Origin of the sequence: Micromonospora sp. NPDC005220 (genome assembly GCF_040607895.1) — a bacterium.
GTDB lineage: Bacteria > Actinomycetota > Actinomycetes > Mycobacteriales > Micromonosporaceae > Micromonospora.
Window position 1 is genome coordinate 1 of record NZ_JBEXHP010000146.1, and the last position, 11,901, is coordinate 11,901.

General features: G+C 71.9%; 12 protein-coding genes. 5 read left to right on the forward strand and 7 right to left on the reverse strand.

The features are described 5' to 3' along the window. Positions 1-146 precede the first annotated feature (146 nt). The gene (locus ABZU52_RS29685) at positions 147-671 is read right to left on the reverse strand and encodes a CPBP family glutamic-type intramembrane protease (protein WP_354974258.1); all 525 of its coding nucleotides are present in this window, start codon (positions 669-671) and stop codon (positions 147-149) included. Between the two features lie 94 nt (positions 672-765). Then, positions 766-1,509, reverse strand: a complete 744-nt coding sequence (locus ABZU52_RS29690) for a class I SAM-dependent methyltransferase (protein ID WP_354974259.1) — start codon at positions 1,507-1,509, stop codon at positions 766-768. 74 nt (positions 1,510-1,583) lie between these two features. Here ABZU52_RS29690 and mug point away from each other — a divergent pair, with 74 nt between their 5' ends. Together mug and ABZU52_RS29700 are read left to right on the forward strand one after the other, a co-directional pair. Further along, entirely contained in the window at positions 1,584-2,153 is a 570-nt protein-coding gene (gene mug / locus ABZU52_RS29695) for a G/U mismatch-specific DNA glycosylase (protein WP_354974260.1), read from the forward strand. A gap of 122 nt (positions 2,154-2,275) precedes the next feature. Further along, complete coding sequence (locus ABZU52_RS29700) at positions 2,276-3,376, forward strand: ionic transporter y4hA (protein ID WP_354974261.1); 1,101 nt, start codon at positions 2,276-2,278, stop codon at positions 3,374-3,376. A gap of 47 nt (positions 3,377-3,423) precedes the next feature. On the opposite strand, the gene ABZU52_RS29705 is transcribed toward ABZU52_RS29700, so the two are convergent. Both ABZU52_RS29705 and ABZU52_RS29710 read right to left on the reverse strand, forming a co-directional pair. Continuing rightward, positions 3,424-4,707 carry a DUF6596 domain-containing protein gene (locus tag ABZU52_RS29705; protein ID WP_354974262.1) on the reverse strand — a complete coding sequence of 428 codons (1,284 nt, stop codon included), beginning with the start codon at positions 4,705-4,707 and terminating at the stop codon, positions 3,424-3,426. Continuing rightward, on the reverse strand, positions 4,685-5,077 hold the full coding sequence (locus tag ABZU52_RS29710; RefSeq protein WP_238680394.1) for a YciI family protein: 393 nt from the start codon (positions 5,075-5,077) through the stop codon (positions 4,685-4,687). The genes ABZU52_RS29705 and ABZU52_RS29710 overlap by 23 nt, the downstream gene beginning before the upstream one ends. 213 nt (positions 5,078-5,290) lie before the next feature. Between ABZU52_RS29710 and ABZU52_RS29715 the strand changes: the two genes are divergently transcribed. From ABZU52_RS29715 to ABZU52_RS29725, 3 genes are all read left to right on the forward strand, one after another. Beyond that, positions 5,291-5,500 (forward strand): hypothetical protein, encoded by a 210-nt coding sequence (locus tag ABZU52_RS29715; protein WP_354974263.1) that lies wholly within the window; start codon positions 5,291-5,293, stop codon positions 5,498-5,500. A 231-nt stretch (positions 5,501-5,731) separates the two neighbouring features. Further along, positions 5,732-6,475: a neutral zinc metallopeptidase gene (locus ABZU52_RS29720; RefSeq protein ID WP_354974264.1), complete on the forward strand. Its 744-nt coding sequence runs from the start codon at positions 5,732-5,734 to the stop codon at positions 6,473-6,475. A gap of 121 nt (positions 6,476-6,596) precedes the next feature. Beyond that, entirely contained in the window at positions 6,597-7,247 is a 651-nt protein-coding gene (locus tag ABZU52_RS29725; protein WP_354974268.1) for an HAD family phosphatase, read from the forward strand. 46 nt (positions 7,248-7,293) lie between these two features. Here the strand turns inward: ABZU52_RS29725 and ABZU52_RS29730 are convergent, their stop codons facing one another. The 3 genes from ABZU52_RS29730 to ABZU52_RS29740 all read right to left on the reverse strand — a co-directional run bounded on the left by ABZU52_RS29730 (position 7,294) and on the right by ABZU52_RS29740 (position 11,660). Beyond that, the gene (locus tag ABZU52_RS29730; protein ID WP_354974265.1) at positions 7,294-9,849 is read right to left on the reverse strand and encodes an FtsX-like permease family protein; all 2,556 of its coding nucleotides are present in this window, start codon (positions 9,847-9,849) and stop codon (positions 7,294-7,296) included. Next, positions 9,849-10,616 carry an ABC transporter ATP-binding protein gene (locus tag ABZU52_RS29735; protein ID WP_354974266.1) on the reverse strand — a complete coding sequence of 256 codons (768 nt, stop codon included), beginning with the start codon at positions 10,614-10,616 and terminating at the stop codon, positions 9,849-9,851. The genes ABZU52_RS29730 and ABZU52_RS29735 overlap by 1 nt, the downstream gene beginning before the upstream one ends. A gap of 357 nt (positions 10,617-10,973) precedes the next feature. After that, positions 10,974-11,660 (reverse strand): response regulator transcription factor, encoded by a 687-nt coding sequence (locus ABZU52_RS29740; protein ID WP_354974267.1) that lies wholly within the window; start codon positions 11,658-11,660, stop codon positions 10,974-10,976. Positions 11,661-11,901 lie beyond the last annotated feature (241 nt).

Consider the following 11,901-nt stretch of genomic DNA (forward strand, 5'->3'; position numbering starts at 1 on the left):
TGGTACAACACCCGCCGCATCCAAAAAGAACTGGGCGACCTCAGCCCCGACGAGTACGAGACCGCCTGGCACCACCAACAGACCAGCCAGACCGACCCAGATATCGTCACCCCTGCACCGACCGGCAGCAGGTAACCACCCCTCCATCAAAGCGGGGGAAGCTCAGACTGTCCGAGGACGGCCTGCCAGGCCGGCAACCGGGTGGCGAGGTTGCGCTGGAGGTAGCCGCGGAAGACGAGTTCCTCCGGCAGCGCCTCGTACAGGAAGACGAGGACGACCAGCAGCGCCGCCACGCCCAGCGCGTCCGTCGCGGAGGCGCGCAGGCGGATCTCGACCCAACCGAAGCCGAGGCAGAGCGCGAACCCGACGGCGGCGGGGATGAGCCAGCAGGCCATGCCGAGCAGCAGTCGTCGCCAGCCGGTGCGCAGGGAGGGCAGCCCGAGACCGGTCCAGGGGCGACGGTCGAGCAGGCGACGAGCGGCCACCACAAGGGGGACGACGAGCACCGTCGTGAGGATGGCCCTGGCCACATGGGTCGGGCGGTCGTATTCACGGCCGAGCAGCGCGCCGTGGTAGAGGAACAGCCACGCCAGCACCGTGCAGGCGAACACGATGAGGATTCGCCAGTGCAGGGCGAGACGAGAGTCCGGGGACGTCCGGGTATCAGACACGTCAGGCTCGCTCTCCGACCGGTACGGCGGACCGCTACGCAAGGCGCAGCGTAGCCAGCGGCGTCAACGGCGACAGTGGTCGCGACCGGGACCGTCAGCGGCCGAGGACGAGGTAGGCGAGGCCGAGGACACCCCGGTAACCACCGACGTACTGGCGCAACCGGTCGTCGAGTTCCGCGCGGACGTCGGCCGCCCGGGGATCCTCCGGGTACGTCAGCAGCCACTCCTGCCGTCCGGCGAGCCAGGTGGACTCGAAATCGTCCCACTCCCGTTGGTCGGCGGTGCTCACGTGCAGGACCCGCCAGCCGCGCTCCCGGGCGGCCTCGACGAGGCCCGGCAGATCCGTGATCCCCGCTCCGAAGATCTGCTCGACCTCCATGCTGGGGGACCGCTCCCAGTACGCCTCACCGAACAGCAGCCGGCCCCCGGGCCGGACCACCGCGGTGAGGGCGTCGAGGGCGGCCTCGGTGCCGCCGAAGGCGTGCGCCGAGCCGATGCAGAGGACCCGGTCTGCGGGCTCCTGCCAGGCCGCCGCTTCCCCCATCACGAAGGCGACGTGCCGGTTCAGGGATCGCCCCGCGGCCAGCCGCCGCCCCCGGGCGAGCGCGGCATCGTCGGTGTCGACGCCGACGCCCCTCGTCGCGACCGGGCCGGACACGCCTCCGGCGGCGACCGCCCGCAGCAGCAGCTCACCCCAGCCGCAGCCGAGGTCGAGCACGCGCGCGCCGGGGCGGACGTCGAGTCGTTGCAGCAGCAACGCCGCGTGTTCCTGCGACAGCGGAGTGTTCCATCGCATCCGGGCGTAGCGGCTGGCAGCGAGGTGGTCGGTTGACTGCATGCGTTCAGGGTGTCAAGGCGTGATCGTCGGCGTGCGCCGGGTCCGACACCCCGGCGTACGGCAGGATCTCTCAGATGGGCGCGGAGCAGGCGGGGCCGTTTCGGCGGCCGACCCCGCAGGAGGTGGCGGCGGCGGCTGGCCGGGGCCTGGCGGACGTGATCCGCCCCGGCCTGCGGGTGCTGTTCTGTGGCTTCAACCCGGGCCTCTACTCGGCCGCCGTGGGGCTGCCCTTCGCCCGCAAGGGCAGCCGGTTCTGGCCGGCCCTGCACGGCGGTGGCTTCACCGACCGGGAGCTGCACCCGTGGGAGCACGACGAGCTGCTGCGCCACGGCCTCGGCATCACCAGCCTGAGCAACCGGGCCACCGCCCGCGCCGACGAACTGGCCCCGGCGGAGCTGGTGGCCGGCGTGACGGGGTTGGCGGTGAAGGCGCAGCGGTACCGGCCGCGGTGGGTGGCCATCCTCGGGGTGACCGCGTACCGGATCGCCTTCGCCCGGCCCCGGGCCGGTTTGGGTCCGCAGCCGGACCGGCTGGGCCCGGCCCGGGTCTGGGTGCTGCCCAACCCCAGCGGCCTGAACGCGCACTTCCCACTGCCGGCGTTGACCGCCGAGTTCGCCAAGCTGCGGCGGGAGCTCGATCCCTAGCCGGCTGCGGCGACCAGCCCCTGGCTGTGGCGCTCGCTCGGCACGGATGTGGACTTCCCGACACGGCAGGTTCGCGCGTCGATGGTGGGCACATGATCACCTGACCTGGCAGTCTGTACGGCATGGCCGCCCTGCTTCGCTCCCGCATGACCGACTGGACCTTCGTCGTACCCGTGCTCGCTGTCCTGGTGTTGATCGTCACCTGGGGGCGGAACCTGCCCGGCCCGATCATCGTGGTGGTCGCGGTGCTGCTGGGAGGGGCCGTGCTCGCGGCCGTGCACCACGCGGAGGTGGTCGCCCACCGGGTGGGGGAGCCGTACGGGTCGCTGGTGCTCGCCGTCGCGGTCACCGTGATCGAGGTCGCCCTCATCGTCACGCTGATGATCAGCGGGCCGGAGAAGACCCAGTCGCTCGCCCGGGACACCGTCTTCGCCGCCGTCATGATCACCTGTAACGGGATACTCGGCCTGTCCCTGCTGCTCGGGGCGCTGCGCCGCCGGGTCGCGGTGTTCAACCCGGAGGGCACCGGCGGGGCCCTGGCCACCGTGATCACCCTGGCCACGCTGAGTCTGGTCATTCCGACCTTCACCACGGCCCGGCCCGGCCCGGAGTTCAGCCCGGCCCAGCTCGCCTTCGCCGCCGTCGCCTCGCTGGCGCTCTACGGGCTCTTCGTGCTCGTGCAGACCGGCCGACACCGCGACTACTTTCTGCCGGTCGACAGCCGCGGCCAGGTGATAGACGCCGAGGAGCACGCCAAGCCCCCGACGACCCGCGCGGCGCTGGTCAGCCTGGCACTGCTGCTGGTGGCGCTGGTCGCGGTGGTCGGCGACGCCAAGACCGTCTCCCCGACCATCGAGGCCGGCGTCGCCGCGGCGAACCTGCCGCACGCCTTCGTCGGCGTGATCATCGCCCTGCTGGTGCTGCTGCCGGAGACCCTGGCCGCCGCCCGCGCCGCCCGCCGCGACCGAGTGCAGATCAGCCTGAACCTCGCGCTCGGCTCGGCGATGGCCAGCATCGGCCTGACCATCCCGGCCATCGCGATCGCCTCGATCTGGCTGGACGGCCCGCTGCTGCTCGGCCTCGGCGGCACCCAGCTCGCCCTGCTCGCGCTCACCGCCGTGACCGCCGTACTCACCGTGGTGCCCGGTCGGGCCAACGTGTTGCAGGGCGGCGTACACCTGGTGCTGATGGCTGCCTTCGTCTTCCTGGCCGCCAGCCCGTGACCCGCGCGGCCCGCCGGCTCAGCCCGTGACCCGCGCGGCCCGCCGGCTCAGCCGGCGGGCGGCGGGTCGTCGGTGAGACGCTCCGCGCGGGCGTTCAGGTAGCGCTGCTGCGCCAGGTTCGTCGAGCGCGCCGCAGCCATCCGGTACGCCTCCCGCGCCGCGACCCGCTCACCCTCCAGCTCCCACAGGTGGGCGCGGGCGGCCGGCAGTCGCGGGTCGTCGGCGAGCCGAGGGTCGTTGGCCAGATCGGCGAGCAGCGCCAACCCGGCCGGCGCGCCCCGGCTCATCGCGACCGCCACCGCGTGGTTGAGCGCCACCACCGGGTTGTCGGACATCCCCAGCAGCACCTCGTACAGGGCGGTGATCTGCGCCCAGTCGGTGGCCGCCGCGCTGGGTGCCTCATCGTGTACGGCCGCGATGGCCGCCTGGAGCTGGTAGGCCCCGACGACCCCGCGCGACAGCGCCCCGGTGATCAGCTCGACCCCCTCGGCGATCTGGTCGGCCCGCCACCGGGCGCGGTCCTGCTCTGCCATCGGCACCAGCTCACCGTGTGGGCCGATCCGCGCCGGGGCACGGGCGTCGGTGAGCAGCATCAACGCGAGCAGCCCGGTGACCTCCGGGTCGTCGGGCAGCAGCCGGTGCACCAGGCGGGTCAGCCGGATCGCCTCGGTGGTCAGGTCGGCGCGCAGCAACCCGGGCCCGGCCGTGCGGGCGTACCCCTCCGTGAAGATCAGGTAGAGCACGTGCAGCACGGCGGCGAGCCGTTCGGCGCGCTCCGGGCCGGTGGGTGGCGCGAACCGCAGCCCACTGTCGCGGATCCGCTGTTTGCCCCGACTGATCCGCCGGGTCATCGTCGCCTCCGGCACCAGGAACGCGCGGGCCACCTCGGCGGTGCTCAGCCCGCCCACCGCCCGCAGGGTGAGCGCGATCTGCGACGCCGCCGACAACGCCGGATGGCAGCACAGGAACAGCAGGATCAGCGTGTCGTCGGCGTCCGCCGATGGACGGTCGGCGGCGGGGGAGCGCCACTGCTCCGGCAACACCCAGCGGGCCACCGTGTCCTCCCGCCGCAGCCGGGCCTGCTCACGACGCAGCAGGTCGGTCAGCCGACGGGACGCCACGGTGATCAGCCAGCCACGCGGGTTTTCCGGTACGCCGTCGCGCGGCCAACCGTCCGCCGCGGCGATCAGGGCCTCCTGCACCGCGTCCTCGGCCGTGTCGAAGTGCCCGTAGCGGCGGACCAGCGCGCCGAGGACCTGCGGCGCCAGCTCGCGCAGCAGGTCCTCGGCGGGATTCTCCGGCACCGGGTCAGCCGGCCAGGTCCTCGACACCGTCGAGCACCGGGCGCACGTCCACGTACCCACCGGGGGCGTCCGGGTCGACCAGACCGGCGGCGATCTCGGTGGCCCGGTCGAAGCTGGCGCACTCCACGATGGTGTAGCCGGCCAGGACCTCCTGCGTCTCCGGGTACGGGCCGTCGGTGACCACTGGTGCCCCCTCGCGCACCTGCACCCGGCGGGCGTGCACCGGCTCGCTCAGGCCCCGGGCGTCGACCAGCTCACCGGACTCGGCCAGCGCCTGGTGGAAGGTCTCCATGTGCTGGTGCATCGCCGCGATCTGCTCGGCCGACATCGCCGGCCGGTCGGAAGCCCGCCCCGACAGCACGTCATAGTCCTGCTGCGACCCGTAGAGCAAAATCATGTACTTCACAGTGGCCCTCCTGTCTCCGGTGCCGCCCCGGCACCGCTCACCGGAAACGTCGAACCTCAGCCCCCCACCCGGACATCCCCACCCCGGGTCTGCCCCCACCCGAACCGGTGATCATGAAGTTAGCGTCACGACACGCCGAGCGGGATGACGCTAACTTCATGATCACCGAGGTCCGGGGTGGTGGGTGGGGCCTAGGTTGGCGGGATGACGGTGGTGTGGGTGGTGGTCGGGGTTTTTGTGGTGGTGGCGGGTGTGGCTTGGGGTGTTCTCGTACGGCGGGGCCGGGAGGCGGGCGGCGTCGGTTTCGACAGTGGGGCTGGGCGGGACGCTCGGGTGCGGCAGCAGCGGTACGAGGCCGAGCGGCACGGCGACCAGGGTGACACCTGGCATCGCGGTCGGGAGTCGGGCGGTTGAGCGACCCTACTGACCGTACGAACGGCGAAGCCGGTTGTTGATCAGGTGGTTGAGGCGGTGACGTAGGTGGCCGAGGGTGCTCTCACCCCAGCCCACCCGAGCTCGTTGCGCCACTGCCCGCCAGGGGCCACAGGGTGAACCGTCCGGCCACCTCGTGCGTGGAACCGGTGGTGGGCGTGGCGGTCGTATCGTCGGGGTACAGCCAGCGCCACCGACGTCTGGGGAGGCACAGTGGGGGCACGGTTCGGACGCGACGCGCGGGGCCCGTTGGCGGGTCTGCTGATCGCCGCCCTGGTGTCGCTGGCCTGCGCCGGCGGCGGGCTGGCCGAGCCGGAGGCCGAGCGCCCCGGGGCGAACCCGCCGGCCGCCTCGCCGGGGCCGAGCACCACCCGGGCCGACAGCACCACAAGCGTCGCCGAGTTCGAGCAGGACGTCGCCGACGCGCAGGCGGTCGCCGAACGGTACTGGGCGGCCCAGTTCAAGGAATCCGGGCAGCGGTTCCAACCGATCCGGCGGATCACCCCGTACCAGCGGGACGGCGAGGTGTCCTGTGGCGGCCAGCCGCTGCCCCGCAACAACGCCGTCTACTGCTCGCGGGGCGACTTCATCGCGTACGACGTCGCCTGGTCGGTGGCGGCGTTCCGGCAGGTCGGCGACGCGTTCGTGTTCTACCTGCTCGGGCACGAGTACGCGCACGCCATTCAGGTGCGACTCGGCATCAACTACAGCTTCACCATCCAGCAGGAGTTGCAGGCCGACTGCATGGCCGGGGCGTACCTCGGCGACTCGGTGCGTTCGGGCGCGCTGACCCTCGCCGAAGGTGACCTGGACGAGTTCCGGGAGGGGGTGGCGGCGGTCGGCGACGACCCGGACCAGCCGTGGTTCGCGGAGGGGGCGCACGGCACCGCCGAGCAGCGCACCGACATGTTCTTCCGGGGGTACGAGGGTTCGCTGAAGGAGTGCGATCTGGGCTGAGCGGGGTTGCCCGGATCACCCTGCCGCCCGTTGCCGCCACCGGGCCCCGCAGGTGCTGGCAGGATCGCCGGTGTCGGTCACGACCCTGGAGGTTCCGCTGAGCAGCCATCACCCCGCCGCCGTGCTCTTCGACATGGACGGCACGTTGGTCGACAGCGAGAAGCTGTGGGACGTCGCGTTGCAGGAACTCGCGCAGGAGTACGGCGGTGAGCTCTCCGCCGACGCCCGCCAGGCGATCATCGGCACCGCCATGGCCGAGTCGATGCGCATCCTGCACGACGACCTGGGGCAGCCCGAACGGGATCCGGAGATCAGCGCGGCGTGGATCAACGCCCGGATCCTGGAACTGTTCCGCGCCGGTCTGCCCTGGCGGCCCGGAGCCTTCGAGCTGTTGCGCGCGGTCCGCGCGGCCCGAATTCCTACCGCGCTGGTCACCTCCAGCCCTCGGGCGCTGGTCGAGATCGCCCTGGACACCCTCGGTCGGGAGAACTTCGACACGGTGGTCGCCGGCGACGAGGTGGTGGCGGCCAAACCGCACCCCGAGCCGTACCTGACCGCGGCCCGACGGCTGGGTGCGCCCATCGAGCGCTGCGTGGCGATCGAGGACTCACCGACCGGGGTGGCCAGCGCGCTCGCCTCGGGCGCGGCGGTGCTGGCCGTACCGGCGGAGGTGGCGCTGGCGAGCACTGTCGGCGTACACCAGGTGGAGAGCCTGACCGGCGCGGACCTGGAGTTGCTCGCGGCGCTGCTGACCGATCGGGCCGCTGCCTGACAGACGCAGAAGGGGCCCCGCGACGGGGCCCCTTCCTGTGACAGCGTCAGTCGTGGGCGATGGCGCCCAGGACGTTGATCCGGGCCGCCCGGACGGCCGGGAGCACCGCGGCCACCACACCGATGATGGCGGCGAGACCGAGGAAGACCCCCATCTGCCCCCAGGGCAGGATCAGGTCGGTGATGCCCTCGTCCTTGAGTGCCTCGACCACGGCGGCGCCGAGGCCGGTGCCCACCGCGACGCCGAGCAGCGCGCCGAACACCGAGATCACCACCGCCTCCACGGTGATCATGCCCATGGTCTGGGACCGGCGCAGGCCGATCGCCCGCAGCAGACCCAGCTCGCGGGTCCGCTCCAGCACCGACAGGGCCAGGGTGTTGATGATGCCGAGGACGGCGATCACGATGGCCAGCGCGAGCAGGATCTGGATCATCGTGAGCAGCCCGTCGAGCGAACTGGTCTGCTGCTTGATGAATGCGTCCCGGTCGGCCACCGACACCTCGGGGCTGTCCGCGAGCAACGCCTCCACCTGCGGCTGGACGTCGGCCACCCGGGTGCCCGGGGCCAGTTGGATGAAGCCCTGGATGGGCTGCGGGATGGCGAAGTCCTTCGCCGCCGCCGGTGGCAGCGTCACCGGGTTGGTCAGCTGCGAGGACTCGTAGATGCCGCTGATCGTGTAGGTGCGTGCCTCGCCCCGGGTCAGCTGCACGCTCACCGTCGACCCCACCGACCAGCCCCGCGAGGTGGCCGTGTCCGAGCTGGCCAGCATCTGGGTCGGCCCGATCCGGTCGATGTCACCAGCGGTGGGCTTCGCCCCGAAGATCTGCCGCAGCGACGCCGGGTCGCTGCTCACCGCGACCCAGGTCTGCTCGCCGTCGATCCGGCCCATGTCGCCGTACTCGCCGTCGACCAGCTGCACACCGGGCAGGGCCTTGGCCCGGTCCAGTACGCCCGGGTCGAAGGTCGGCGGACGCGGGCCGCCCTGCTGCCCGGCAATCACCAACTCGGCCTTGATGGTGTCCTGGGCGAGCGCTGAGATGCTGCCCTTGGCCGAGTCGAGGATGACCGTGACGCCGGTGACCAGCGCGATGCCGACCATCAGCGCGGCGGCGGTGATCGCGGTGCGGCGCGGATTGCGCCCGGAGTTGAGTCTCCCCAGCTTGCCCGGCACCGACCAGGAGAAGATCGCGCCGAGCAGGCTCACCACCGGTCGGCTGATCAGCGGGGTCAGCAGCGCCACCCCGATGAAGGCGAACAGCACCCCACCGAGGATGGTCGACAGCGTCTGGCCCCCGGCGTTGCCGCTGAGCCCGAGGAACAGCAGCACCGCGCCGACGCCGGTGACCAGCGCCCCGGCCACGGTGACCTTGGTCAACGGCCGGTCCGGGGTGGCCACGTCCTGCATGGCCGCGATCGGCGGGATCCGGGACGCCCGCAGCGCCGGCAGCAACGCCGCCACCACGGTGATCACCAGACCGACGGCGAACGAACCGATCACCGCCGCCGCCGGCACCCCGATCCCGGCCAGGGTGAGGCCACCGGCGAGCTTGCCGAACAGGAACGCCAGCAGCGCGCCCACTCCGATGCCGGCCGCCAGGCCGAGCACCGACGCGATCAACCCGACCGCGATGGCCTCCAGCACCACCGAACCGATGATCTGCCGGCCGCTGGCCCCGATGGCGCGCATCAGCGCCAACTCCCGGGTCCGTTGCGCCACGATGATCGAGAAGGTGTTCAGGATCAGGAAGGTGCCCACCAGCAGCGCCACCGCGGCGAAGCCGAGCAGGATCTTGTTGAAGAAGGACAGGCCCTCCTTCAGGCTGGCCGAGGCGTCCGCGGCCACCTGCTCGCCGGTCTTCACCTCAAAGTCCGCGCCCAGGGTGCGGGCCACGTCGTCGCGCAGCTTCTCGTCGGACACCCCGTCGGCGGCCTGGACGGTGACGCTGCTGAACACGTCCGGCTCGCCCAGCATCAGCCGCTGCGCCACCGGCGTGGTGAAGAAGACCTCGTTGACCCCGCCGATCGAGTCCCGGTCACCGCTGTAACCGACGACGCCGACCAGGGTGAATTCCCGCTTCTTCGACTCGAACGCGGTGAGCACGCCGACCTTCTGGCCGACCTGCACCTTCGCGGCCGTGGCCAACGCCTTGTTGATGACGATCTCGTCCTCGGCCTGCGGCGCGCGCCCCTCGCGCAGCCGCAGCAGCTCGCTCTCGCCGGTCCAGTTCTCGCCCAACTGCGGCGGGCCGAACGAGGTGACCACCTTGCCGTTGCTGCCGATCACCCGGGCGCCGTCGGCGTTGACCACGCCCGTCGCCGAGGCCGCGCCCGGCACCTGCTTCACCCGGTCCACCAGGGAGGCCGGCAGCGGGGTGACGGTCTGCTCGCCCTCCATCTCGTTGACCTGCATCTTCGGCTTCGCCGCGACGTTCACGTCGATCTCGGAGAAACCGTCGGCGAAGACCGAGTCGAAGGACCGGCCCAGCGTGTCGGTGAGCACGAACGCGCCGGAGACGAACATCACCCCGAGCACCACCGCCAGGCCGGACAGGATCAGCCGGACCTTGCGGGCCAGCAGACTCTTCATCGTCGCGCGGAACATCAGTTGCCCACCTCGGCCGGCGTGTCCAGCTTCTTCATGGTGTCCAGCACCGTCTCGGCGGTCGGCTCGATGAGCTCCGACACGATCTGCCCGTCGGCGAGGAAGACCACCCGGTCGGCGTACGCGGCGGCGGTCGGGTCGTGGGTGACCATCACGATGGTCTGGCCGTGCTCCCGGACCGAGTTACGCAGGAAGTTGAGGACCTCCGCGCCGGAGCGCGAGTCCAGGTTGCCGGTCGGCTCGTCCGCGAAGATCACCTCGGGGCGGGAGACCAGCGCCCGCGCGCACGCCACCCGCTGCTGCTGCCCACCGGAGAGCTGCGCCGGCCGGTGGTCCAGCCGGTCCTGCAGACCCACCGTCTCGATCACCGTGTCGTACCAGGCCGGGTCCGGCTTGCGCCCGGCGATCGACAGCGGCAGCAGGATGTTCTCCTTGGCGGTCAGCGTCGGCAGCAGGTTGAACTGCTGGAAGATGAAGCCCACCTTGTCGCGCCGCAGCTTCGTCAGCCCCGCGTCGCCCAGCCCGGTGACAGTCGTCTCACCGATCGACACCGTCCCCCGGGTCACCGAGTCCAGGCCGGCCAGGCAGTGCATCAGCGTCGACTTGCCGGAACCCGACGGGCCCATGATCGCGGTGAAGCGGCCACGTTCGAACTCGGCGCTGACCCCCCGCAGCGCGATGACCTGAGCCTCGCCGCTGCCGTACACCTTCCACACGTCGTTCGCCTGGGCCGCGGCCTGCGCCTGCTGGCCTACCGTCGCGGTCACGTCATCTACCTCTTCCGTCTGTCCGAAAATGCACGCCGCCCCCCGATGGTCCGACGCGACTGTTCAATCATCGGTGCTGTTTCCGCCTGCCCCGTCCGACCCTGGGGGGACCTGGCGCGGATTTCCCGCTGCGGGTGCACCCCTATGTCGGATCAGGGTTGCCCCTGACCTGACGGCCGGTCGACCGTTTTTCCCCACTCGGCGGCGGGTGGCAGCACCGACACTTCCACCTGACGCCACAGGAGGGTCAACCGGACCGGACCATCTCCGGTCACGGTAGGTGACGATGGCAACGGCAGCCGTCCCCCCACGGAGGGATCTTCGAGTACGCCCGGTGAGGTACCCGGGCCGGTTCGGCTACGCCCGGGGGCGGACCAGCCCCGACTCGTACGCCAGCACCACCGCCTGCACCCGGTCGCGCAGCCGCAGCTTGGTCAGCACGTGCCCGACGTGGGTCTTGATGGTGGTCTCGCTCACCGACAGGACCGTCGCGATCTCGGCGTTGGACAGCCCCCGGGCCACCTGCACGAGCACCTCTCGCTCCCGGTCGGTGAGCGCGTTGAGCGCCGCCGACGGCGTCGCAGCCGGGTCGGGCAGCAACTCGGCGAAGCGGTCCAGCAGTCGCCGCAGGATCCGAGGTGTCACCACCGCGTCCCCGCCGGCGACGGTGCGGATCGCCGCGACCAGGTCCTCGGCCGGCACGTCCTTGGCCAGGAACCCGCTGGCGCCGGCCCGCAACGCGCCCACCACGTATTCGTCCAGGTCGAAGGTGGTCAGCACCAGCACCCGCACCGGCAGTCGGGCGTCGACGATCGCCCGGGTCGCCGCTACCCCGTCCATCCGGGGCATCCGGATGTCCATCAGCACGACGTCGGGCAGCAGCCGGCGGGACAGCTCCACCGCCTCCACGCCGTCACCGGCCTCCGCCACCACGTCCAGGTCACCCTCGGCGCCCAGCACCATCCGGAACCCGGTCCGCAGCAGCGGCTGGTCGTCGGCGAGCAGGATCCGCACCGGCCGCGCCGAGGGCGCCTGATCGCTCATCTCGTCTGCTTCCTTCTGACGTCGCGCGCGCACCGGTCATCCTCGCGTACGCAGCCGGTGCGTCGCGGATCACCGTAGAGGCCAGCCGGTCGACCTGTCCCGACCGCGGCGGCACCGGTGCGGTCGGGTCTGCGGGGTCGGCGGGCCCTGCGCGGTCCGGGGCCGGCGGCGTCACGCCGGGGAGTGCGCGTCGCTCGGCAGGCCGTCGATCGCTGCGCAGGCCGTCACTCGTCGGCGCCCG

Excerpts from the sequence above, each read along its gene's own strand:
- ABZU52_RS29690 (WP_354974259.1), bottom strand. The coding sequence starts at position 1,509 with ATGCAGTCAACCGACCACCTCGCTGCCAGCCGCTACGCCCGGATGCGA.
- mug (WP_354974260.1), top strand. The coding sequence starts at position 1,584 with ATGGGCGCGGAGCAGGCGGGGCCGTTTCGGCGGCCGACCCCGCAGGAG.
- ABZU52_RS29700 (WP_354974261.1), top strand. The coding sequence starts at position 2,276 with ATGGCCGCCCTGCTTCGCTCCCGCATGACCGACTGGACCTTCGTCGTA.
- ABZU52_RS29710 (WP_238680394.1), bottom strand. The coding sequence starts at position 5,077 with ATGATTTTGCTCTACGGGTCGCAGCAGGACTATGACGTGCTGTCGGGG.
- ABZU52_RS29715 (WP_354974263.1), top strand. The coding sequence starts at position 5,291 with ATGACGGTGGTGTGGGTGGTGGTCGGGGTTTTTGTGGTGGTGGCGGGT.
- ABZU52_RS29730 (WP_354974265.1), bottom strand. The coding sequence starts at position 9,849 with ATGTTCCGCGCGACGATGAAGAGTCTGCTGGCCCGCAAGGTCCGGCTG.
- ABZU52_RS29740 (WP_354974267.1), bottom strand. The coding sequence starts at position 11,660 with ATGAGCGATCAGGCGCCCTCGGCGCGGCCGGTGCGGATCCTGCTCGCC.